At 72.2% G+C, this 21,338-nt stretch carries 21 protein-coding genes; 7 read left to right on the plus strand and 14 right to left on the minus strand.

Annotation, left to right across the window (positions count from 1 at the left end; all coding sequences use genetic code 11):
- Positions 1-27: 27 nt before the first annotated feature.
- Positions 28-1,092 carry a LacI family DNA-binding transcriptional regulator gene (locus ABZ848_RS47425; protein ID WP_360842750.1) on the minus strand — a complete coding sequence of 355 codons (1,065 nt, stop codon included), beginning with the start codon at positions 1,090-1,092 and terminating at the stop codon, positions 28-30.
- A gap of 97 nt (positions 1,093-1,189) precedes the next feature.
- Between ABZ848_RS47425 and ABZ848_RS47430 the strand changes: the two genes are divergently transcribed.
- The 3 genes from ABZ848_RS47430 (at position 1,190) to ABZ848_RS47440 (ending at position 3,234) form a co-directional block, all read left to right on the plus strand.
- Positions 1,190-2,020: an aldo/keto reductase gene (locus ABZ848_RS47430; protein ID WP_360842753.1), complete on the plus strand. Its 831-nt coding sequence runs from the start codon at positions 1,190-1,192 to the stop codon at positions 2,018-2,020.
- Between the two features lie 49 nt (positions 2,021-2,069).
- Positions 2,070-2,687: a DNA polymerase ligase N-terminal domain-containing protein gene (locus ABZ848_RS47435; RefSeq protein WP_360842756.1), complete on the plus strand. Its 618-nt coding sequence runs from the start codon at positions 2,070-2,072 to the stop codon at positions 2,685-2,687.
- A 112-nt stretch (positions 2,688-2,799) separates the two neighbouring features.
- Positions 2,800-3,234 (plus strand): cupin domain-containing protein, encoded by a 435-nt coding sequence (locus tag ABZ848_RS47440; protein ID WP_360842759.1) that lies wholly within the window; start codon positions 2,800-2,802, stop codon positions 3,232-3,234.
- Here the strand turns inward: ABZ848_RS47440 and ABZ848_RS47445 are convergent, their stop codons facing one another.
- The 4 genes from ABZ848_RS47445 to ABZ848_RS47460 all read right to left on the minus strand — a co-directional run bounded on the left by ABZ848_RS47445 (position 3,235) and on the right by ABZ848_RS47460 (position 7,280).
- On the minus strand, positions 3,235-5,577 hold the full coding sequence (locus ABZ848_RS47445) for a SpoIIE family protein phosphatase (RefSeq protein ID WP_360842761.1): 2,343 nt from the start codon (positions 5,575-5,577) through the stop codon (positions 3,235-3,237).
- Positions 5,578-5,653: 76 nt separating this feature from the next.
- Positions 5,654-6,121 (minus strand): peroxiredoxin, encoded by a 468-nt coding sequence (locus ABZ848_RS47450; protein ID WP_360842763.1) that lies wholly within the window; start codon positions 6,119-6,121, stop codon positions 5,654-5,656.
- Entirely contained in the window at positions 6,118-6,498 is a 381-nt protein-coding gene (locus tag ABZ848_RS47455; RefSeq protein ID WP_360842765.1) for a DoxX family protein, read from the minus strand. The genes ABZ848_RS47450 and ABZ848_RS47455 overlap by 4 nt, the downstream gene beginning before the upstream one ends.
- A 77-nt stretch (positions 6,499-6,575) precedes the next feature.
- Positions 6,576-7,280 carry an AraC family transcriptional regulator gene (locus ABZ848_RS47460; protein WP_360842805.1) on the minus strand — a complete coding sequence of 235 codons (705 nt, stop codon included), beginning with the start codon at positions 7,278-7,280 and terminating at the stop codon, positions 6,576-6,578.
- A gap of 150 nt (positions 7,281-7,430) precedes the next feature.
- On the opposite strand from ABZ848_RS47460, the gene ABZ848_RS47465 reads away from it, so the two are divergent.
- A complete protein-coding gene (locus ABZ848_RS47465) occupies positions 7,431-8,621 on the plus strand; it encodes an MFS transporter (protein WP_360842768.1) in 1,191 nt (396 codons plus the stop codon).
- Position 8,622: 1 nt separating this feature from the next.
- Here ABZ848_RS47465 and ABZ848_RS47470 read toward each other — a convergent pair whose 3' ends face one another.
- The 6 genes from ABZ848_RS47470 to ABZ848_RS47495 all read right to left on the minus strand — a co-directional run bounded on the left by ABZ848_RS47470 (position 8,623) and on the right by ABZ848_RS47495 (position 13,763).
- The gene (locus tag ABZ848_RS47470) at positions 8,623-9,150 is read right to left on the minus strand and encodes a MarR family transcriptional regulator (protein ID WP_360842771.1); all 528 of its coding nucleotides are present in this window, start codon (positions 9,148-9,150) and stop codon (positions 8,623-8,625) included.
- A gap of 100 nt (positions 9,151-9,250) precedes the next feature.
- Positions 9,251-10,081: an SDR family oxidoreductase gene (locus tag ABZ848_RS47475; protein ID WP_360842774.1), complete on the minus strand. Its 831-nt coding sequence runs from the start codon at positions 10,079-10,081 to the stop codon at positions 9,251-9,253.
- 16 nt (positions 10,082-10,097) lie between these two features.
- Positions 10,098-11,282, minus strand: a complete 1,185-nt coding sequence (locus ABZ848_RS47480) for an FAD-dependent oxidoreductase (RefSeq protein ID WP_360842777.1) — start codon at positions 11,280-11,282, stop codon at positions 10,098-10,100.
- Positions 11,279-11,473: a ferredoxin gene (locus tag ABZ848_RS47485; RefSeq protein ID WP_360842780.1), complete on the minus strand. Its 195-nt coding sequence runs from the start codon at positions 11,471-11,473 to the stop codon at positions 11,279-11,281. The genes ABZ848_RS47480 and ABZ848_RS47485 overlap by 4 nt, the downstream gene beginning before the upstream one ends.
- A gap of 53 nt (positions 11,474-11,526) precedes the next feature.
- Entirely contained in the window at positions 11,527-12,738 is a 1,212-nt protein-coding gene (locus ABZ848_RS47490; protein ID WP_360842783.1) for a cytochrome P450, read from the minus strand.
- 284 nt (positions 12,739-13,022) lie between these two features.
- The gene (locus tag ABZ848_RS47495) at positions 13,023-13,763 is read right to left on the minus strand and encodes a response regulator transcription factor (protein ID WP_360842786.1); all 741 of its coding nucleotides are present in this window, start codon (positions 13,761-13,763) and stop codon (positions 13,023-13,025) included.
- A gap of 208 nt (positions 13,764-13,971) precedes the next feature.
- On the opposite strand from ABZ848_RS47495, the gene ABZ848_RS47500 reads away from it, so the two are divergent.
- The gene (locus ABZ848_RS47500) at positions 13,972-14,898 is read left to right on the plus strand and encodes an SGNH/GDSL hydrolase family protein (RefSeq protein WP_360842789.1); all 927 of its coding nucleotides are present in this window, start codon (positions 13,972-13,974) and stop codon (positions 14,896-14,898) included.
- A 94-nt stretch (positions 14,899-14,992) separates the two neighbouring features.
- On the opposite strand, the gene ABZ848_RS47505 is transcribed toward ABZ848_RS47500, so the two are convergent.
- Both ABZ848_RS47505 and ABZ848_RS47510 read right to left on the minus strand, forming a co-directional pair.
- Positions 14,993-15,643: a TetR family transcriptional regulator gene (locus ABZ848_RS47505; protein WP_360842792.1), complete on the minus strand. Its 651-nt coding sequence runs from the start codon at positions 15,641-15,643 to the stop codon at positions 14,993-14,995.
- 2 nt (positions 15,644-15,645) lie between these two features.
- Positions 15,646-16,866 (minus strand): cytochrome P450, encoded by a 1,221-nt coding sequence (locus ABZ848_RS47510; protein ID WP_360842795.1) that lies wholly within the window; start codon positions 16,864-16,866, stop codon positions 15,646-15,648.
- Positions 16,867-17,024: 158 nt separating this feature from the next.
- On the opposite strand from ABZ848_RS47510, the gene ABZ848_RS47515 reads away from it, so the two are divergent.
- Positions 17,025-18,506, plus strand: a complete 1,482-nt coding sequence (locus ABZ848_RS47515) for an MFS transporter (RefSeq protein WP_360842798.1) — start codon at positions 17,025-17,027, stop codon at positions 18,504-18,506.
- A gap of 43 nt (positions 18,507-18,549) precedes the next feature.
- On the opposite strand, the gene ABZ848_RS47520 is transcribed toward ABZ848_RS47515, so the two are convergent.
- The gene (locus ABZ848_RS47520; RefSeq protein ID WP_360842801.1) at positions 18,550-18,732 is read right to left on the minus strand and encodes a hypothetical protein; all 183 of its coding nucleotides are present in this window, start codon (positions 18,730-18,732) and stop codon (positions 18,550-18,552) included.
- A 268-nt stretch (positions 18,733-19,000) separates the two neighbouring features.
- Between ABZ848_RS47520 and ABZ848_RS47525 the strand changes: the two genes are divergently transcribed.
- Entirely contained in the window at positions 19,001-21,211 is a 2,211-nt protein-coding gene (locus ABZ848_RS47525; RefSeq protein ID WP_360842803.1) for an MMPL family transporter, read from the plus strand.
- Positions 21,212-21,338 lie beyond the last annotated feature (127 nt).

The raw sequence follows: 21,338 nt of genomic DNA on the forward strand, positions 1-21,338 counted from the left end.
AGATCGGCCTCACCGGCGCCCGAGTGATCAGCGGGTGGGAACCGGCCCCACGGATGCCCGGCTGATCACCGGGCAGGCGATGCGTCGCGTGGTCGCGGCCGGTGTGCGGCCGGTGTCGATGGAGTCGAGCAGCAGGCGGGCCGCCGCCTCGCCCATCGCCCGGTGCGGGAGAGCGACCGTGGTCAGGGGCGGGTTGAGGTAGGCGGCCATGTGCTCCTGGTCGTCGTAGCCCACCACCGACAGGTCGGCGGGGACGTCGATGCCGAGCCGGGTCGCGGCGTGCAGGACGCCCGCCGCGACCCGGTCGTTGTAGCAGAAGACGCCCGTCGGACGGCGGTCCGCGGGGGCGCCGTCGAGGATGCGCGTCGCGCCCTCGTAGCCGCTGGAGATCTCGCCGCCGGTGCGCAGGACCCAGTCCTTGGGGACCGTGATGCCCTCGGCGCGCAGGGCGTCGCGGAAGCCGCGCAGCCGCTCGACGGAGGCGATGTCGTCCTGGCCGCCGATCATGGCGACCCGGCGGTGTCCCTCCTCCAGGAGCAGCCTGGCCGCCGTACGGCCCCCTGCCCGCTCGGCGGGGATGACGGCGGGCAGGGAGTCGTCCTCGGGCAGGCAGTTGGCGAGGACGGAGTGGGTGCGGTGCAGGCCCTCGGGCACGCGGACCCGTCGTAGCGACATGGCGGCGTAGATGATGCCGTCCACGCGGCGGTCGAGGAGTTCGGCGACGGCCGCGTCCTCCTTGGCGGGGTCGCCGCCGGAGTCGACGGTCAGGACGAGGTGCTCGCTGTCCCAGGCGGTCTCCATGGCGCCGCGCAGCAGCCGGCCGGCGAACGGCGAGGAGGCGATCTCGTCGGTGACCAGGCCGATCACGGCGGTACGGCGGCTGCGCAGGCCGCGGGCGACGGGGTCGGGGCGGTAGCCGAGCCGGGCGGCGGCCTGCCGGATGCGTTCCTGGGTGGCGGGCGAGAGGTTGCCGTCGGCGCGTCCGTTGAAGACGAAGGAGACCGCGGTGTGCGAGACCCCGGCCAGCCGGGCGACGTCGCGGGACGTGGGGCGCCCGGATCGCGTGGGCTGCTTCTCCTCGGTGCCGCTCATGCCGTCCGCTGTCCTCATCCCCCACCAGTGCGTTTGATCAGGTCTCACCCTATCCGTGAGGCTGGGGGTACGGCACAGTCGAGGGAAAGGTCCCACCGTGGTCAGCATCCCGACGCACACGCTCAACGACGGCACGCGGCTTCCCGCGATCGGCCTGGGCACCTGGCCGATGAGCGACGCGGAGGCGGAACGCGCCGTGGCCGAGGCACTGGGCCTGGGCTACCGCCTGGTCGACACGGCCACCAACTACCGCAACGAGGACGGAGTCGGCCTCGGCATCACCCGCAGCGGCGTCCCGCGCGAGGAGGTCGTCGTCACGACGAAGCTCCCGGGCCGCCATCATGGTTACGAGGACACCCTCGCGTCCTTCGAGGAGTCCCGGCGCCGGCTCGGCCTGGAGTACGTGGACCTGTATCTGATCCACTGGCCGCTCCCCCGCGTCGACAAGTACGTGGACTCGTGGCGGGCGATGATCAAGCTCCGTGAGGACGGGCTGGTCCGCTCGATCGGTGTCTCGAACTTCACCGCCGAGCACATCGAGCGGCTGGAGAAGGAGACCGGGGAGCTGCCGTCGGTCAACCAGATCGAGCTGCACCCGCTCTTCCCGCAACAGGAGCTGCGGGACTTCCACGCGGCCAAGGGCGTCGTCACCGAGAGCTGGAGCCCGCTGGGCCGAGGCTCCAGCCTGCTGGACGACCCGGTGATCATCAGCATCGCGGAGGCCTTCGGGGTGACGCCCGGGCAGGTCGTCCTGCGCTGGCACACCCAGCTGGGCGTGGTCCCCATCCCGAAGTCGTCGAACGCCGAGCGGCAGCGGCAGAACCTCGACATCTTCGGCTTCGAACTCGGCCCGGCCCAGCTGCAGGCCGTCTCCGACCGCGCGCATCGCCGCCTGGGCGGGGACCCGGTGGTGCACGAGGAGTTCTGAGCGGCCCACCGGGGTACCCGGGGTCCGCGCGAAGCGGAGGGAGCGCGAGGTGAGCGGACGTGACCGGCTGCGGGAGTACCGCGGCAAGCGCGACTTCGGGCGGACCAGGGAGCCAGAGGGCCGACCGGGCGGGGCGGCCGAGGAACCCCGGTTCGTCGTGCAGATCCATGACGCGAGCACCCTGCACTTCGACTTCCGGCTCCAGGTCGGCGACGTACTGAAGTCGTGGTCGATCCCGAAGGGCCCCTCGGGCGATCCGCAGGACAGGCGGCTCGCCGTGCCCACGGAGGACCATCCGCTGGAGTACGAGGAGTTCGAGGGCGTCATTCCGGCGGGCGAGTACGGCGGCGGTGCCGTGATCGTGTGGGACCACGGCACCTATGAGCCGCTGAGCCACGACCGGAAGGGGCAGCCGGTCGGTTTCGAGGAGTCCCTGGAGAGCGGGCACGCGCGGTTCCGGCTCAAGGGGTCGAAGCTGCGCGGCGAGTACGCGCTCACCCGGTTCCGCGGCGGCAAGGACGGTGACCGGGAGGAAGCATGGCTGCTGGTGAAGGCCGGCGGCGGAGCGCACGGTCACGGGACGCTGGATCCGCGGCGGGCCCGCTCGGTCACCAGCGGCCGTACGCTCGCGCAGGTCGCCGCGGACGGCGGGTCGTCCTCCGGGTGAACTCCCCGTGTCCCGGCACGGATTGAGGCGTTCCGGCCCCAACAGGCCTTGCAGGGGCCTATGTTCACGGCCGTAGGCGATCTTCGCTCCTCGTCCCGGGAGGCCTCTCCGCATGCGCAACGCGCTCCGTACCACCGTCGTCGGTGCGATCGTCACCGGCACCGCGCTGACCTGCGGCACCGCCGGTGCCACGCCGCCCGGGCCGGGGGTGACCGCCAAGCTGATCAGCACCACCACCGTCGGGGACACCGACTACGTCGTGCGGGAGATCACCGTCCCGCCGGGCCAGGCGACCGGCTGGCACTACCACGACGGGCCCGTCTACGGCTTCGTCCAGCAGGGCACGCTCACCCACTACCACGCGGACTGCAAGCAGGACGGCGTGTACAAGACCGGCACCGTGGTCCGTGAGCCGGGCGGGCCGAGCGACGTCCACCTCGGCCGCAACGAGGGCGACACGCCGCTGGTCCTGGACGTGCTGTACGTCCTGCCGCACGGCGCGCCGTACTCGGAGGACGTCCCGAACCCGGGCTGCTCCTTCCAGTGACTACCCAGGCGGCAGCGGCTGTTCGGCCCAGATCGTCTTGCCGCTGCCGGTCTGCCGGCTGCCCCAGCGCTGGGTGAGCTGGGCGACCAGCAGCAGCCCTCGGCCACCCTCGTCGAAGGCGTGGGCACGGCGCAGATGCGGTGAGGTGGAACTGCCGTCGGAGACCTCGCAGATGAGGGTACGGTCGCGGATCAGCCGGAGCTGGACGGGCGGCGCGCCGTACCGGATGGCGTTGGTGACCAGTTCACTGACGACCAGTTCGGTGACGAACGCGGCCTCGTCCAGACCCCAGGCGGTGAGCTGATCGGTGGCGGCCTGCCGGGCGGCGGCGACCCGCTCGGGGTCCGGGGTGATGTCCCAGGTGGCGACCTGGTCCGCGCCCAGCGCCCGGGTGCGGGCCAGCAGCAGCGCCACGTCGTCGCTGGGCTCCTCGGGGAGTACGGCCTTCAGGACCGTGTCGCACAGGCTGTCGAGGGTGTCGGCGGGGGCGGTCAGGGCGCGGCACAGCTCGTCGGTCGCGTGGTCGACGTCGCGGTCGCGGTCCTCGATCAGGCCGTCGGTGTAGAGGGCCACGACCGCGCCCTCGGGCAGTTCTAGCTCCGTCGCCTCGAAGGGCAGGCCGCCCACGCCGAGCGGGGGTCCGGCCGTCATCGGTACGAGGCTCGTGGTGCCGTCGGGCAGCAGCAGCGCGGGCGGCGGATGGCCGGCCGCGGCCATGGCCAGGCGGGCGGAGACGGGGTCGTAGACGGCGTAGAGGCAGGTCGCGCCGAGTTCGGCGACCTCGTCGCCGGCGTCGTCCGAGGCGAGGTGGGTGACCAGGTCGTCGAGGTGGGTGAGCAGCTCGTCCGGCGGCAGGTCGACGTCGGCGAGGGTGCGCACCGCCGTGCACAGGCGGCCCATGGTCGCCGAGGAGGGGATGCCGTGCCCGACGACGTCTCCGACGACCAGGGCGACACGGCTGCCGGAGAGCGGGATCACGTCGAACCAGTCGCCGCCGATGCCGGCCAGCGATCCGGAGGGAAGGTAGCGGTGGGCCACCTCGACGGCGGCCTGGCCGGGCAGTCCCCTGGGCAGGAGGCTGTGCTGGAGGGCCAGGGCGGTGGTGCGTTCGCGGGCGAAGCGGCGGGCGTTGTCGATGCAGACGGCGGCGCGGCTGGCGAGTTCCTCGCCGAGGACGGCGTCGTCAGCGCCGTAGTCGTCCGGATTGCCGATGCGGACGCAGACCATGACGCCGAGCGTGGTGCCGCGGGCCCGCAGCGGCACCGCCAGCACAGAGTGGGCGCCGGTGCGGTGGCGGCGGCCTTCCGGGGCGCGGGCGTTGCGTTCGGCGACCCAGCGCACGAAGTCCGGCTCGCCCGCCTGGCTGACGACGGCCCGCCCGGTCCGCAGGGCCTTCGCGGGCGGGGTGAAGGAGGGGTAGACGTCCGTCTCGCCGACGTGCACGGCGGCTTCGGGCGTGCCCTCGGTGCCCGAGCCGTGGGCGACGCGGCGCAGCACGATGTCGGCGCCCGGCAGTGCGGGCCGCTCGTCCGCGCCGAGCACCCAGTCGAGCAGGTCGACGCTGGCGAAGTCGGCGTATCCGGGCACGAGCAGCTCGACCAGTTCCTCCGCCGTGCGCACCACGTCGAGGCTGGTGCCGATGGACGCGGCGGCCTCGTTGAGCAGGGCCAGGCGCCGGCGGGCCCAGTACTGCTCGGTGCTGTCGAACGCGGCCAGTGCGACGGCCGTCGTCTCGCCCGAGCCGGCGTCCTTCAGGGGCCACATCTCGATGCTCCAGGCGTGCTCGCGGTTGAGGGCGGGCGCGCCGGTGAAGCTCTCGTAGCGGACCGGCAGTCCGGTCTCGGCCACCTGGCGGAGGTTGGCGAGGAAGCCGCGGCTGTGCTCGGCGTCCTCGACGGAGTCCGGGAAGTGCCGGCCGAGCAGGGCCTCCTCGGGTACGCCCATGACGCGGCAGGCGACGTCGTTCAGGCGCAGATAGCGCTGGCGCGTGTCGAAGACCGACATGGACATGGAGGCCTGCTGGAAGGCCTGTCCGGCCAGCAGCGAGGCGTGGTCCTCCGGCGGCTCGGCGGTGACGGTGTAGCCGGCCGCTTCGCCGCCCGGGCCCTGCAGGGCGCAGGCCCGCAGTCTGAGCGTGACGGTGGAACCGTCGCGGTGGCGCAGTACGGCGGTGCCGGTCAGGGCCGCGACGGCCTCGGACGGCGGTTCCTCGGCGAGCAGCTCCCGTACCGCGTGCCCCACGACCTCTTCGGCCGGGTGTCCCGTCAGCTGCCGGGCGCCCTCGCTCCACCCCGTCACGATGCCCTGGGCATCGACGATCGCCACGGCGGAGGCGTGCTCCATATCCCTCAGGATGGTGCTTTTGTCGCACCGATACAACCGAAACGGAGGACCGGCGAGGTCCTCCGTTTCGCGTGCGTCACTTCTGTGCGGCCTTGAGCGCGGCGAGTGCCCGGTCGGCGTGGGTGTTCATGCGCAGCTCGCTACGGACGACCTCGAGGATCGTGCGGTCCTGGCCTATGACGAAGGTGGCCCGCTTGGTGGGCGCCAGGCTGAAGCCGCGCTTGACGCCGAACCGCTCCCGTATCGTCCCGTCGGCGTCCGACAGCAGCGGCATGCCGAGGGTGTGCTTGCCGGCGAACTCCTGCTGGCGTTCCACCGAGTCGCCGCTGATGCCCACCGGGCGGGCGCCGACGGCCGCGAACTCACCGGCCAGATCACGGAAGTGGCAGGCCTCCGTCGTGCAGCCGGTGCTCAGGGCGGCCGGGTAGAAGAACAGCACGACGGGTCCGTCGGCGAGCAGGGCGGACAGGGTGCGCGGGGTGCCGGTCTCGTCCGGCAGCTCGAAGTCGTCGATGCGGTCGCCGACGTTCACCTTCTCGCTCATGCCTGCGCCTCCCCGCTCCGGGCGACGCTGCGGGCCCACAGGACGAGGGGTAGCTGCAGCGGCAGCCGGCCGATGGCGGCGGCCCTGAGCGGCGCGGGGCGGTGGCGCCAGTCGACGGCCATCTTGACGTTGGCGGGGAACACGCCGACGAAGAACGCCGCCGCCGCGAGCGCCGCCGCCTTCCGCGTGCGGGGCAGTGCGATACCGGCCGCAAGCGCGAGTTCGACGGCTCCGCTGGCGTACGTCCATGTCCTGGGCGTGCCCGGCAGGGCGCTCGGGATGGTCGCGTCGAAGGGGCGGGGTGAGGCGAAGTGGGCGACACCCGCGGTGGCCAGCAGGCCGGCGAGCAGCAGGGGCGAGCGTTCGGACCGGGTCAACGGTTCCTCCTCCGGTGGGCCTGCCGCGCGATATTACTGGACGGTACAAACCGCCCGTACAGCGGCCTCTTCGCTTGTCAGGAGCGGCGGTTGTGGGTGCCGGGCGTGTAGCCGAAGGAGCGGCGGAAGACGTCGATGAAGGCGCTCGCGGAGGACCAGCCGCAGTGGTGGGCGACGGTCGTGACGGGTGTGTCGTCGGCGAGCATGCGCAGGGCGTGGTAGAGGCGGGACTGGGTGCGCCACTGCGGGAAGGTCATGCCGAACTCGCCGCGGAAGAGGCGGCTGAGGGTGCGCTCACCGGCTCCCGTCGCGGCGCCGAGCTCGGCGAGGGTGCGCGGGTCGGCGGGGTTGGCGTGGACGAGCGCGCAGACGGCGGCCAGCCGCGGGTCACTGGGGGTGGGTAGCCGCATCGGCTGCTGGGGCGAGGCGCGCAGCTGGTCGCGCAGGACGGCGAGCACCCGGCGGCGCTCGGGAGTGTCGTGGTCGGGGTCGCGGGTGTAGGCGAGGATCAGCTCGCGCAGCAGCGGGCCGACGGCGAGGGCGGTCGGAGCGTCCAGGCCGAGGGGGTTGTCGTCGGCGGGCAGGCCGACGAGGTGCAGGTCCAGGTGGCCGTGACCGTGGGCGCGGTGGGCGTGGACGGTGCCGGCGGGGATCCACAGGGCGCGGGTGCCGGGCGCGAACCAGGTGCCGGCGTCGGTGGTGACGGCGAGGACGCCCGAACCCGCGTACACGATCTGGTGCTCGTCGTGCAGATGGGCGTCGATCCGCTCCCCGGCGGCCAGGACACGGGCACGGGTCGGCGCCTTCGCGTCGTGGCGGACGGTCCCCTCTTCGTCCTGGCGGACGCTCGCCCGATCGCCTTGGCGGATGTTCGACACAAGAAGGCAGATTATCGGAAGCGGGCCACACCGCGGTCCCGCGACGATCGCAGGGTGTCCATCCTTCGTCCGAAACCCATCGCCCTCCTGTCCCTGGGGCACGCCTGCGTGGACGTGTACCAGGGCGCCGTCGCCGCGCTCGTGCCGTACTTCGTCGCCGAGCGGGCCTACTCCTACGCCGCGGCCTCGGGCATCGTCCTGGCCGCGTCCCTTCTGTCGTCGGTGGTGCAGCCGCTGTTCGGGGCGCTGACCGACCGATGGCCGATGCCGTGGCTGCTGCCGCTCAGCGCGCTGACCGGCGGCGCGGGCGTGGCCGCGTGCGGGATCGGCGGCTCGTACCCGCTCGTGCTGGCGGCGATCGCGGTCTCCGGGATCGGCGTGGCCGCCTACCATCCGGAGGCGGCCAGAGCGGCCCGTGCCGTGGCGGGCGGCGGGAACACGGGGATGGGCTGGTTCTCGCTCGGCGGCAACCTCGGCTTCGCGACCGCGCCGCTGCTGGTCGCGGCGGTCGTGGGCACCGGCGGCCTGGGAGCCTCGCCCCTGCTGGCCGTGCCGGCGGTGGCGGGGGCGGGCCTGTGCGCACTCGCCGTCCGCTCGACGCGCGCCCGGGCCACGGCCGCCGGCGCAGCTCCCGCAGCCGGTACCGACGACTGGCCGTCGTTCCTGCGGCTGTCCGGCGCGATCGTCTGCCGGTCGATCGTGTTCGTCAGCCTCGGCGCGTTCGTCTCGCTCTACGTCCGTCAGCGCACGGGCGGCGGGGCGACGGCCGGGACGGCGGCGCTGTTCCTGCTGTACGCGGGAGGCGCCGTGGGCACGGTCGCCGGGGGCCGGCTCGCCGACCGGTTCGGGCGGGTGGCGGTGGTGCGGCGCTCGTACGCGCTGACCGCGCTGGCGGTCGCCGGGGTGGTCCTGGTGCCGGGTCCGGCGGTCTACCTGTTCGTGGCGCTCACCTCGGCGGGCCTGTACGTCCCCTTCTCGCTGCACGTCACCCTGGGTCAGGACTTCCTGCCGAGGCGGATGGGTACGGCGAGCGGGGTCACGCTGGGCCTCGCGGTGAGCGTCGGTGGGCTCGCCGCCCCGGTCGTCGGGGCACTGGCCGACGCGGCCTCGCTGCGGACGGCTCTGCTCCCCTTGATCGTGCTGCCCGTCCTGGGCCGGCTCCTGGTGATCGGGCTGCGGGAGCCCGCTCCACCGGTCGGGCAGACGCCCGCGTCCCGGCCGTGTCCCCGCAGGACGTCGGCCTGAGTCAGGCGGTGGCCGCCGGGGCGACGGCCTGTTCGGTCTCGTCGTCGATGGCGTGGGCGAGGAAGTCGTCGACCATGCGGTGGAAAAGGGTGGCCAGCTGGCCGAGCTCCTCCGGGGTCCAGTCGGACAGCGCCACCTGCATGCCGCGGGCGCCGGCGTCACGCACGCGGTCAATGGCCTGCCGGCCCGCCTCGGTCAGCTGGATGCGCTGGGCGCGGCGGTCGTCGGGGTCGGGGACGCGGGTGACGTACCCGGTCTTCTGCAGCTGCTGCACGGTGCGGGTGACGTGCGAGGCCTCCACACCGAGGCGAGTGGCGAGCTCCCCGGGGCGCAGCGGCTCCGAGTCGGCCACCTGCCGCAGCAGCGCCACGGCGGCCCGGTCCAGCGGCACGCCGGCCAGCGCCATCAGACGGTCGTGCTGCCGGGCCCGGGTGCTCAGGTAGGTGATGCGGGTGAGCGCGCGCTCGATCTCGATGACCTCCTCGGACGCGGGGGTGTCGGGGATCTCGGGGAGCGGTGGAGTGGACATGCGATCCACTTTACCATCTTGTTGCGTAACTCAAGTAATCTACTGCGGACGTTTAGCCCGCGTACTGCGAAGGAAGTACGGCGTTCGTACGACTCCCGGGTCAGTGCCAGCGCATCCACGCGGTGAGGCCGCCGTCGACGACCAGGTCGGTGCCGGTGAGGTACGAGGACTCGGGGCCGGTGAGGAAGGCGACCGCGTCGGCGATCTCGGCCGGGGTGGCGGCGCGGCCGGCTCCGCAGGCGTCCAGGGTCCTCCCCACGTGCTCGCCGTACACGGAGTCGGACTCGGCCCGCGCCATCGCGGTGGAGACGACGCCGACGCTGACGGTGTTGACCCGGGCGCCGCGCAGGCTCCAGGCGAGGGCCGCGGCCTGGGCCCGGATCTGGGCGGCGCGGTTGGACACGATGTACGCGGGCACCGCGTCGTCCCCGACCCTGGCGACGACGTCGAGCTCGAGGAGTTCCTCGGTGCCAGCCGTGGCCAGGGTGGTCTCGTCGTCCGGGCTCAGGGTGCCGTAGTGGCCGGCGACGGCCGCGAGACAGACGAGTGAGGTGCCGCGGGTGGCGACGGCCTGGAACTCGTCGAGCACATGGGCCGTCCCGACCATGTTCACCTCGAAGTTGGTGCGCGCCGAGGCGATCGCGGCACACACGCCGGCGGTGTGCACGACGGCCGCGATCGGACCCTCGGCGGCGGCCGCCTCGGCGAGCTTCCGTACCGCCGCGCGCTCGCACACGTCCATCACCATGCCCTGCGCCGCATACCCCTCGGCGCGCAACGCGGTGACGGTCCGGTCGAGTTGACCGCGCGAGGCGTCGGCGAGGAACAGCGTGCGGCCGCTGCCGATACGACGCGCCACCGCCGTTCCGATGCCGCCCGCCCCGACGACCACGACCACGTCGTCGCGTGCACCGTACGGAAGACCCACCATGGACAACCTCCTTGCTTCAGGCCCCCGTCGGGGAGACCTCGGTGTGCACGGCCTCGTCCCAGGGCGCGCCGGCCGCGATCGCCAGCCGCCACTGCCGGATGGCCTTGGGCGGCATGCCGACCGCGAGGGCGCCGGTCACCCGGTCGCCGGTGCGGTACGCGGCGACGAACCTGCGCTCGGCCAAGTCCCCGTCCACGACGGCGACTTCGTCGTGCCCGCGCAGATAGCCGTACGCCTGGATCTTCATGTCGTACTGGTCGGACCAGAAGTACGGCACGGGCGCGAACGGCTTGCGGGCGGCGGGACGCAGCAGGTTGCGGGCGGCGGCCATGCCCTGTTCGGCGGCGTTGGTGCGGTGCTCGATCCGCATCGAGGTGCCGAACAGCGGGTTGTACCAGCGGGCGACGTCACCGGCGGCATACACGTTCCTCGCGGCCTCGCAGTACTCGTCGCACACCACCCCGTCGCCGACGCTGAGCCCGCTGCCCTCCAGCCACTCGGTGTTGGGCAGCGAGCCGATGGCGACCAGCACCTCGTCGGCGTCGATCACCTGACCGTCCGTCAACCGCACGCCGTCCTCGGTCACTTCGCTCACGCCGACCCCGCAGCGCAGGTCCACGCCCCGCTCCACATGGGCGGCGGTGAGCATCGCGCCGACCTCGGTGCCGACGGCGTGGGCCATCGGCACCGGCGCCGGTTCGAGGAGGGTCACCCGGGCGCCGAGCCGCCAGGCCACCGCGGCGGCCTCCGCGCCGAGGAACCCGGCACCGACCACGACCAGCCGCAGCCCCGGGCCGAGCCGGTCGCGCAGCGTCAGGGCGTCGTCGAGGGTGCGCAGCACATGAGCGCCCTCCCCGGGCAGCCGCCGCGGCCGCACCCCGGTGGCCACGATCAGTCCGTCGTACGGCACCTCGCTCCCGTCGGCCAACCGCACGGTGCGGTCGGCCAGTTCGAGCCCGGTCGCGGCCACGCCGAGGCGCAGGTCGAGGCCGAGCCCGGCCAGGTCGTCGGCGGGGCGCAGGTCGAGCCGCTCGGGCTCCCACTCGCTCGACAGGAGCTGCTTGGACAGCGGCGGACGGTCGTACGGGGCGAGGGGTTCGTCGCCCACCAGGGTGAGCGTGCCGTCGTAACCCTCGCGGCGGAGCGTCTCGACCGCCGCGAGTCCGGCGGCCGAGGCTCCGACGACGACGATCCGGTTCACTGCTCGACCAGTCGGATCGCGGCGGCCGGGCAGACCGCGACGGCTTCCCGGACGTCGTCGAGGAGTTCGGGTCCGGGCTTCTCCTCCAGCAGGACCGCGATCCCGTCGTCGTCCTGGTCGAAGACGTCCATCGCGGCCAGTACGCACTGCCCGGAGGCGACGCACTTGTCGGCTTCCAGCTCCACCTTCATGGGTTCTTCCTTTGCTGTACGTGGTTCTCGGTCTGTTGCGGGACGGGGAGCCGTCACCAGGCGACGGGCAGTTCGTGCACGCCGTAGATGAACGCGTCGTGCTTGAACTTCACGTCCTCGGGCGGGCAGGCGAGCCTGAGCGTCGGAATGCGCTTGTAGAGGGTGCCGTAGACGACCTGGAGCTCCATCCGGGCCAGGGGCTGGCCCAGGCACTGGTGGACGCCGAAGCTGAAGGCGACGTGCCGGCGGGCGTCGCGGGTGATGTCGAGCCGGTCGGGGTCGGCGAAGACGTCGGGGTCGCGGTTGGCGATCTCGTTGGTGAAGATGAGGCCCTCGCCGGCCTTGACGACCTGCCCGGCGATCTCGATGTCCTCGGTGGCCGCGCGCCGGCGTCCCAGGTGGGTGATGTTGAGGTAGCGCAGCAGTTCCTCGACCGCGGAGGCGACGAGTCTGGGGTCGTCGGTCTCGCGCAACAGGGCGAGCTGGTCCGGGTGCTGGAAGAGCGCGGCGGTACCGAGGGCGATCATGTTCGCGGTGGTCTCGTGGCCCGCGAACAGCATGAGCAGGGCCATCTCGGTGGCCTGCCGGTGGTCGATCTCGCCCGCGGTGACGCGCCCGGCGATGCTGGAGAGCAGGTCGTCCCTGGGTTCGGCACGCCGTTCGACGAGCAGTCCGGACAGGAACTCGGCGATGGCCCGGACCGCCTTGCCGCGTTCGGCGGGGGTGGCGTCGCGGTGGACCATGGTCTTGGTGTTGTCCTGGAAGAACTCGTGGTCGTCGTAGGGGACGCCGAGGAGTTCACAGATGACCAGGGAGGGGATCGGCAGGGCGAACGTCTCGACGAGATCGACCGGTTGGGGGCCGGCGAGCATCTCGTCGATCAGCCCGTCCACGATCTTCTGGACGGTGGGCCGCAGTGCCTCGACCCGCTTGATGGCGAAGGGCGCCGTGACCATCCGGCGCTGCCGGGCGTGTTCTGGGTCGTCCAGCATGATGAAGCTGAACTTGTCCTCGCCGGCGTCCCCGCCGTCGCCCTTGCTGGGGTAGCCGGGCATCGTGTTGTCGGCGCTGACCCGGGCGTCACCCAGCAGCGCACGCTGCTCGGCGTAGCGGGTGACGAGCCAGGGCTCGCTGCCGTCCTGCAGCCGCACCTTGACCAAGGGGCCCTGTTTCTGGAGCTCCTGGAGGGCGGGTGGCGGGTCGAAGGGGCAGCCGGAGGCGCGCGGCATGGGGAACTCGGGGATGACGTCCGCCGTGTGGGCCATGGTTTCTCCTCGGTGGTGGGGGACTCCGGGATGAGCACATGCAAACAGAGGGGGCTGACCTACTCCGGACAGGCACCTGACGGAAAGCTGACGTGACCCGGATCACATTGCGAGTTGAGCGTTCCTCTGCATGAGCGAGCACACGGCAACTTCCGTACAAGTAAGCGAAGTTGAGGATCGCGCGCAGATTCCGACACGGGCCCCACACATGCCGAAGAGGGCAGCCCGAGGCCACCCTCCACGAAGTTCGCACATCCGTCCCCGAGTGTTTGCTTTCGAACCCCTCAGGTCTCCGCGTCGGCGCTGCCCAGCCAGTAGCCGAAGCCGCGGCGGGTCTGGATCAGGGCGGGTTCGTCCCGGTCCACCTTGCGGCGCAGGCGGGAGACGAGCTGCTCGATGGCGTTGTCACCGCGGAAGTCGCCCCAGACGTAGCGGCCGATCTGCTCCTTCGACAGCACCCGGTGGGCGTTGACGAGGAGATGGCGCAGCAGCCGGTACTCGGCGGGGGTGAGGTCCAGCGGCCGTGTCCCGCGCCGGGCCTGACATCGGGCGTCGTCCAGGGCCAGGTCGCCGTAGGCGAGCGCCGCGTCCCTGCGCGGGCCGGGGTTCGGGCCGCACAGCAGGACCTGCATCCTGGCGAGCACCTCCGCCACCCGGAACGGCTTGGTGACGTAGTCCTTCTCCCCCAGGCCCAGTTCGGGCAGCAGCCGGTCCAGGGAGTCGAACGCGGTCAGGAAGAGCACGGGCGGACGGTGGGCGGCGGGTGGACGGCGGGCCCGGCCCAGGGAGGGCACGTCCGGCAGCGTCGCGTCGAGGACGACGAGGTCGTAGCGCTGCCGCACGGCCCGCGCCATCGCCTCGGCGCCGGTGTCGACCAGGGTGACCCGGTAGCCCGCCAACTCCAGTGTGGTCGACAGCAGTTCGGCCAGGTCTGGTTCGGCCGCGACGACCAGCACATGCTGCCCCGCCCCGCGGGCGAGGGCCGGCCGCTCACTGACGGTGCCGTTCGGCGACGAGGGAGGCATGTCGGTCACCTTACCGTTCTGCTTGCCTAACTCAAGTAAATCAATCCATTGCTTGACTCAAGTAATCTAACTGTGCTTGCCTTACGCAAGCAACCTTTCCTGCTCGGTTGTCCAGCCGCCCACTCCCCCGGCCGAGCGACATGCGGCGTTCGCCGCATCCGGAAGCGCCCCCGCGGCGCCGGACACCTCCGAGACGGAAGAGCAGGACATGGCTATGAGGAACTCTGTACGAGCCGGGCTGGCCGGGGTGCTCGCCTTCGGGGTGCTGGGCACCGCGGTCGGCATCGCGCACCACGACGACTCGGACGGGCCCGCGCCGAAGGGCCCGTACGTCGCCATGGGCGACTCCTACACGGCCGGCCCGGAGATCCCGGACCAGAACGGCAAGCCCGCCGGCTGCGACCGCTCCGACCGCAACTACCCCTCGCTGGTCGCCCGCCAACTCGGCCTGAAGTCGGCCGACTTCCGCGATGTGAGCTGCAGCGGCGCGACCATCGGCAACCTGACCGGCGTCCAGGGCACCGACGACGGCGCCAACGCTGCCCAGCTCTCGGCCCTCTCCCGCGAGACACGGCTGGTCACCCTCGGGATCGGCGGGAACGACATCGGGTTCAGCTCGATGGTCAAGCAGTGCGTGCAGCAGGGGGTGATCTACTACGCGCTCGGCGGAGGCAAGCAGGACGACGCCCCGTGTCGTGAGCGCTATGTCTCCGGGGGCACCGACGAGGTGCAGGAGAAGATCCGGGCTGCCGACGAGCAGCTCACCCGGGCGCTCGGCGAGGTCCGGCGGCGGGCGCCCGAGGCGCGGGTGTACGTCGTCGGGTATCCGGCGATCCTGCCCGCCGAGAGCTCCGGCTGCGGGCGGGCCATGGGGCTGGCGCCCGGCGACGTCTCCTATCTGCACGAGAAGGAGCAGCAGCTCAACGCGATGCTGCGGGCCCGTGCCAAGGCGGCGGGCGTCCGGTACGTCGACACGTACACGCCCTCCATGGGGCGCGACGCCTGCTCGGCGCGGGGCGAGCGCTGGATCGAACCGCTGATCCCCCGCGCCGCCGCCGCGTCCGTCCACCCCAATGAGCGGGGCGAGCGGGGCATGGCGGACGCGGTGCTCAAGGCGGTCGGCGCCGGCAGCTGAGCCCGGCGGGGCCCGGCCGGGCCCGGCCGGACGTCCTTGAGCGGGGCCGGACACGCCGTCGGCGCCCGTCACCGGCTCGACATGACGGTCGCCCTCAGCGTCGCGGCGTCACCGGCGCCAGCCACAGGCCGATGATCGCGTCGGCGAGGCCCGTGGCGGCGTCGTTCCAGTTCGAACGGGGGGTCGGGCGGCCCTCGGCGAGAGCCCGCTCCCGTTCGGCGGGCATGTGCACGATGAGGTGGCGAGCCATCTCACCGCGCTCCGCGCGCACCTCCGGGGGCAGGTCGGGCAGACAGCGGTTCAGTCCGTCGATGCACTGCCGCAGGGACTGGGAGGCGAGGGACTCCTCGATCATGATCTGGTGCAGCGCCGGGTCGGTGGTCACCTGGGCGCAGAACCGCGCGAACCAGGTGGGCCCGCCGAGCTGCCCGAGATGCTCGGGCATGGGACGCACCAGGCAGTCCGCCCAGTCACGTACGCCGGGCGAGTCCCCGATCCCGGCCAGCAGCCGGGCGCGGATCTCCTCGATGCGGACGGTGTGCTTGCGGACGATGGCGCGGACCAGGTCGGCCTTGGTGCCGAAGTGATAGCCGACCGCGGTGTTGTTGCCCTGTCCGGCGGCCTCGCTGACCTGGCGGTTGGAGACCGCGTTCACACCGCGCTCGGCGAACAGCCGCTCGGCCGCGGTCAGGATCAGCTCCCGGGTCGCGCTGACCTGTTCCGCCCGTACCGTCCTGCCGGTCATCCTCACCACCGCACCGGGACTTCGCTCAGCCCTCCGACGGCCAGCCCCTCGAGCCGTCGCAGGTCCGCCGCCGGTGCGGCGAGTTCCAGCGACGGAAGCCTACGCAACAGCACGTGCAGGACGATCCGCAGCTCCGCGCGGGCGAGCGCCTGGCCCAGGCAGGAGTGGGGTCCGGTGCCGAAGGCGAGGTGGGGGTTGGGGCTGCGGTCGAGGACCATCTCGCCGGGCGTGTCGAAGACCGTCGCGTCCCGGTTGGCGGCCGCCGTGCAGCACATGACCGTCGTACCCGGTGGCAGCACCTGGCCGGAGATCTCGGCCTCCTCGTCGAGGTAGCGGGGCACGCCGATGCCGGGATCCGCGTCGAAGCGCAGCGCCTCCTCGACCGCGGAGTGCACCAGCGAGCGGTCGGCGAGCAGGCGCTCCCAGCGGCGGCGGTCGGCGAGGAGCAGCGCCACGGTCTTGCCGATGACGTTGGTCGTGGTCTCGTGCCCCGCGACCAGCAGGGCCTGGCCGGTGAAGACCAGCTCCCGTTCGGACATGGGCTCGCCGTCGGGATCCCACTCGATGACGAGGTCGCTGAGCAGGTCGGCGCTCGGCGTCTCGCGCTTGGTGTAGACGTGCGCGGCCATGTAGTCGACGAAGTCGTCCTGGGCCTGCTCGATCTCGTCCTGGCCGTAGCGGGTGAGGTTGAGCATGACGTCGGACCAGTACGCGAAGCGGTCGTGGTCGGCGGCCGGGACGCCGAGGAGGTCGCAGATCACCCACACGGGCAGCGGATAGGCGAGGTGGGTGCGCAGGTCCGCCGGGTGGCCGTGCGCCACCATGTCGTCGACGAGCTTCTCGGCCATCGCCTCGATGCCCGGTCGCAGCGTGGCGATGCGCTCGGCGGTGAACCACCTGCCCACGGTCTGCCGCCACCGCCGGTGGGTCTCGCCGCGGGCCGGGATGGCCATCGCCATGTCGCTCCCGAAGACCCCGCCCGACTCCTCGTCCGAGATCCGGGCCGCGTCCCCGGCCCGCAGCACATTGGTGAAGCGGGGGTCGGCCAGGACCTGCCGGACGTCCTCGTGCCGGGTCAGCAGCGTCGCCTCGTCCCCGCTGGGCAGCGTCACGCGGGCGAACGGGCACCGCTCGTGCAGCGCGTCCCACTCCTCGGGCGCCTCCAGCGCCGTACTGCCGTGCAACGGATACCTCAGGGGCTCTCGGTCCTGGCTCGGGCACATACGCGCTCCTCCGATCCGGCGGTCGCTGCACGATCAGGCAAACCGAGCCCTTATGGTAAGTCAAGCGCCTGACTTAAAGCTGGCGAAGTTTCCCGACTCCGCGCACGTCCCTGCGGAATCACGTCCCTACGGATTGCCGTCCCCTTGGAGGATCCTTCATGTCCGACGCTCTTCCCAGACCTGCGGACGCGGGCGATGCGGCCGCTCCGCGGTCGAACGCCGTGGTGGCGGTGCTGGCCTTCGCCGGCATCGTCGTCTCGCTGATGCAGACCCTGGTCATCCCGATCGTCCCGGAGCTGCCGAAGCTCCTGGACGCTCCCGCGTCGGACACCGCCTGGGCCGTGACCGCGACACTGCTGGCGGCCGCGGTGGCGACGCCCGTGGTGGGGCGGCTCGGCGACATGTTCGGCAAGCGCCGGATGCTCCTGGTCAGCGTCGTGCTGCTGGTGACCGGCTCGGTGGTGTGCGCGCTCAGCGAGTCGCTGGTGCCGATGATCGTCGGACGGGCGGTGCAGGGGCTCGCCGCCGGCGTGGTGCCGCTGGGCATCAGCATCATGCGGGACGAGCTGCCGGCGGAGCGGTTGGCCGGGGCGACCGCGCTGATGAGCGCCTCGCTGGGCGTCGGCGGCGCGCTCGGGCTGCCGACGGCCGCGCTGATCGCGGACCACTTCGACTGGCACGTGCTGTTCTGGAGCTCGGCCGGCATGGGCGCCGTGGCCCTCGTGCTCGTCGTGCTGTTCGTGCCGGAGTCCCGGGTGCGTTCGGGCGGCCGCTTCGACGTGGTCGGCGGTATCGGCATGGCGGCGGGACTCGTCTCGCTGCTGCTGGCGATCTCCAAGGGCGCGGACTGGGGCTGGACCAGCGGCACCACCCTGGGTCTGTTCGCCGCGGCGGTCGTGGTGCTGCTCGCCTGGGGCTTCTTCGAACTGCGCACCTCCGAGCCGCTGGTGGACCTGCGCGCCACGGCCCGCCGTCAGGTGCTGGTGACCAACCTGGCGTCGATCGCGATCGGCTTCTCGATGTTCGCGATGTCCCTGGTGCTGCCCCAGCTGCTCCAGCTGCCCACCCAGACCGGCTACGGCCTGGGCAGGTCGCTGCTGACCGCCGGTCTGGTGATGGCGCCCTCGGGTCTGGTGATGATGGCGTTCGCGCCGGTGTCCGCGGCCGTCTCCAAGGCCAAGGGTCCGAAGGTGACGCTGATGATCGGCGCCCTGATCGTTGCCTCCGGCTACGGCCTGAACATCGTGCTGATGTCCGCGGTCTGGCACCTGGTGGTGGTGTCCTGCGTGATCGGCGCCGGCATCGGCTTCACGTACGGCGCCATGCCCGCGCTGATCATGGGTGCGGTCGACCCGTCGGAGACCGCCGCCGCCAACAGCCTCAACACGCTGATGCGGTCGATCGGTACGTCGTGCGCCAGCGCCGTCGCCGGTGTCGTCCTGTCGCAGATGACGATCAGCCTGGGCGGCTACGCGCTGCCGTCGGAGAACGGTTTCAAGGTCGTCATGGGCCTCGGGGCGGGTGCGGCCCTGCTGGCCTTCCTCGTGGCGTCGTTCATCCCGCGCCGCCGGCCCCTGACCGGAGCCCCGACGGCCCCGGCGGTCGCCGAGCCGGCGGCCGACGCCTCGAAGGTGGGCTGAGCCCGCTGCCTCCGAGGGGCCGCCGGCCGATGGTCGGCGGCCCTCAGGCCGGCTGCTTGCGGGTCCGCAGCAGGCTGATTCCCGCCCCGAGCGAGACGACTCCCATGCCGACACAGGTCAGGACGCCCTGCGCGCCGTCGACGGCGAACGGGGCCACCGCGGCGACGGCCAGGTTGAACAGGAACAGGAACCAGAGCACGGGCCGCGACGCCAGCAGGGACTTCATGGGATTTCCTTCCGGAGAGGTGGGCTGTTCGTGTACCGACAACCCTTCCGGTGCGGGACGGCCGGCTCGATGGAGCGCGCTCCCGAACCCGTGGTGTAGCCCGCTTCACCACCGCCCGGACCGTGCCGTCGTGCTCTGGGATGACGGATGCACCGGCCCGTACTGCGTTCTCAGTAGCGGCGATTGTCGGCAGGCGCACGACGACGTGACGCGCCCGTCCCGGGAGTCTGAGGAGGTACCCGAGTTCAGATGGGGAGACCTCCGTTTCATGGCCACATTCCTGTGCCGGCTGGGCCGACTGGCCTTCCGCCGCCGCCTGTTGACCGTTCTGCTGTGGGTGGCGGTGCTGGTCGGCGTGGGTGCCGGCGCGGCGACCGCGCCCGCCGCCGAGGACCAGACCTCGACCATGCCCGGCATCGAGTCGCAGAAGGCGTTCGACCTCCTGGAGCAGCGCTTCCCCGGCACCAAGGCCGACGCGGCGAGCGCCCGGGTCGTCTTCGTCGCGCCGGTCGGGCAGCGGGTGACTGCCGCCGCCCACCGGTCGGCCATCGAGGAGTTCGTGCGCGAGGCGGCCGACGGCTCCCAAGTGACGTCGGCCGTCGACCCGTTCAAGGGTCAGGCGGTGAGCAAGGACGGCTCGACCGCGTACTCGACGGTCTCCTTCGGCGAGAAGGCCGACGACCTGACGGACGCGAGCAAGAAGCATCTGGAGACCGCGATCGACGGGGCCCGGGACTCGGGGCTGACCGTGGAGGTCGGCGGTACGGCGCTGGCGGAGAAGCCCGCGGCGGGCGGTACGGCCGAGGCGATCGGCATCGGGATAGCCGCCGTGGTGCTGCTGCTGACCTTCGGTTCGCTGGCCGCGGCCGGGCTCCCGCTGCTCACGGCGGTGGTCGGCGTCGGCATCAGCATGGCGTCGATCCTCGCGCTGGCCAGTGCCTTCGGGCTGTCGTCCACCACGGGCACGCTGGCCACGATGCTGGGGCTCGCGGTGGGCATCGACTACGCCATGTTCGTCGTCTCCCGCTACCGCGAGGAGCGCGCCAACGGGCATGCGCCGCAGGAGGCCGCCGGGCTCGCCACGGGCACCGCGGGCTCCGCGGTCGTCTTCGCGGGGCTGACCGTGGTCATCGCGCTGGCGGGCCTTTCGGTGGTGGGCATCCCGATGCTCACCAAGATGGGCCTGGCGGCGGCGGGCGCGGTGATGATCGCCGTGCTGATCTCGCTGACGCTGGTCCCGGCGCTGCTGGGCTGGTGGCCCAACCGGGTCCTCGCCCGCTCCGTCCGCAGGAGCGGCCGTATCGAGGAAGCCAGCGCGAGCAACGGCGGCAGCCGCTGGGCCCGGTTCGTGCTGCGCCGGCCCGCCGCCGTGCTGCTGCTGAGCGTCGTGGGCCTGGGCGCGCTGGCCGTGCCGGTCATGGACCTGCAGCTGGGCATGCCGGGCGACGACGTGAAGTCGACGTCCACCACCGAGCGGCGCGCCTACGACGCGCTCGCGAAGGGGTTCGGTCCCGGCTTCAACGGCCCGCTGACGATCGTCGTGGACACCAAGGGCGGTGGCGACGTCAAAGACGCCGTGAAGACGATCTCGGAGAAGCTCGCCGCCGAGCGGGGCGTCGTGTCCGTCTCCCCGGCCCGCTTCGACAAGGCCGGCGACACCGCGGTCTTCTCCACGACCCCCTCCACCGGACCGAGCGACGAGAAGACCCAGGACCTGGTCAACGCCATCCGCGACGACCGCCCGGCCATCGACGCGTCGACGGGGGCGACCTTCGAGGTCACCGGCACCACCGCCCTGAACATCGACGTCTCCGAGAAGGTGCAGTCCGCGCTGATCCCCTATCTCGCGGTCGTGGTCGGCCTGGCCTTCGTGCTCCTCCTGGTCGTCTTCCGCTCGGTCCTGGTCCCCCTCAAGGCGGCCCTCGGCTTCCTCCTGTCCGTCCTCGCCGCACTCGGCTCCGTGGTGGCGGTCTTCCAGTGGGGTTACGGCGCCGATCTGCTCGGCGTGTCGGAGACCGGGCCGGTCATGAACCTGATGCCGATCTTCCTGGTGGGCATCGTGTTCGGCCTCGCCATGGACTACGAGGTCTTCCTCGTCGCCCGGATCCGGGAGGCGTACGTCCACGGGGACCCGGCCGACCAGGCGGTCACCACCGGTTTCCGGCACAGCGCGCGGGTCGTCGTGGCGGCCGCCCTGATCATGATCGCGGTGTTCGCGGGCTTCATCGGCGCCGGCGAGTCGATGATCAAGATGATCGGGTTCGGCCTGGCCGCGGCCGTCCTGCTGGACGCGTTCGTCGTCCGGATGGCGTTCGTGCCCGCGGTCCTCGCGCTGCTCGGCAAGGCCGCCTGGTGGCTGCCGCGGTGGCTGGACCGGGTGCTCCCGGTGGTCGACGTCGAGGGCGAGGGGCTGACCCGCGAGGCCCCGGACTATCCCGCCTCGGCCAAGGAGGCCACACGGGAGGCCGCCCGTCTCTGACCTTCGTCCCATCCCCCCACGAGGGTCGCCCGTGTCGCCGGACACGGGGCTCGTGGTTACCTGGAGGTGTTTGACGCCGTTGATCCAGGAGCTGCGGAGGCGGTCGGGGGTGCTGACGAGGGTCAGG

The sequence above is a fragment of the Streptomyces sp. NPDC047081 genome (assembly GCF_040643775.1).
Taxonomy (GTDB): Bacteria; Actinomycetota; Actinomycetes; order Streptomycetales; family Streptomycetaceae; genus Streptomyces.

Bases quoted from the DNA above. Each gene is read 5' to 3' on its own strand.
- ABZ848_RS47510 (WP_360842795.1), bottom strand. From the start codon at position 16,866: ATGTGCCCGAGCCAGGACCGAGAGCCCCTGAGGTATCCGTTGCACGGC.
- ABZ848_RS47440 (WP_360842759.1), top strand. From the start codon at position 2,800: ATGCGCAACGCGCTCCGTACCACCGTCGTCGGTGCGATCGTCACCGGC.
- ABZ848_RS47495 (WP_360842786.1), bottom strand. From the start codon at position 13,763: ATGCCTCCCTCGTCGCCGAACGGCACCGTCAGTGAGCGGCCGGCCCTC.
- ABZ848_RS47515 (WP_360842798.1), top strand. From the start codon at position 17,025: ATGTCCGACGCTCTTCCCAGACCTGCGGACGCGGGCGATGCGGCCGCT.
- ABZ848_RS47450 (WP_360842763.1), bottom strand. From the start codon at position 6,121: ATGAGCGAGAAGGTGAACGTCGGCGACCGCATCGACGACTTCGAGCTG.
- ABZ848_RS47500 (WP_360842789.1), top strand. From the start codon at position 13,972: ATGGCTATGAGGAACTCTGTACGAGCCGGGCTGGCCGGGGTGCTCGCC.
- ABZ848_RS47520 (WP_360842801.1), bottom strand. From the start codon at position 18,732: ATGAAGTCCCTGCTGGCGTCGCGGCCCGTGCTCTGGTTCCTGTTCCTG.
- ABZ848_RS47475 (WP_360842774.1), bottom strand. From the start codon at position 10,081: ATGGTGGGTCTTCCGTACGGTGCACGCGACGACGTGGTCGTGGTCGTC.
- ABZ848_RS47490 (WP_360842783.1), bottom strand. From the start codon at position 12,738: ATGGCCCACACGGCGGACGTCATCCCCGAGTTCCCCATGCCGCGCGCC.
- ABZ848_RS47425 (WP_360842750.1), bottom strand. From the start codon at position 1,092: ATGAGCGGCACCGAGGAGAAGCAGCCCACGCGATCCGGGCGCCCCACG.
- ABZ848_RS47525 (WP_360842803.1), top strand. From the start codon at position 19,001: ATGGCCACATTCCTGTGCCGGCTGGGCCGACTGGCCTTCCGCCGCCGC.
- ABZ848_RS47485 (WP_360842780.1), bottom strand. From the start codon at position 11,473: ATGAAGGTGGAGCTGGAAGCCGACAAGTGCGTCGCCTCCGGGCAGTGC.
- ABZ848_RS47470 (WP_360842771.1), bottom strand. From the start codon at position 9,150: ATGTCCACTCCACCGCTCCCCGAGATCCCCGACACCCCCGCGTCCGAG.
- ABZ848_RS47505 (WP_360842792.1), bottom strand. From the start codon at position 15,643: ATGACCGGCAGGACGGTACGGGCGGAACAGGTCAGCGCGACCCGGGAG.
- ABZ848_RS47445 (WP_360842761.1), bottom strand. From the start codon at position 5,577: ATGGAGCACGCCTCCGCCGTGGCGATCGTCGATGCCCAGGGCATCGTG.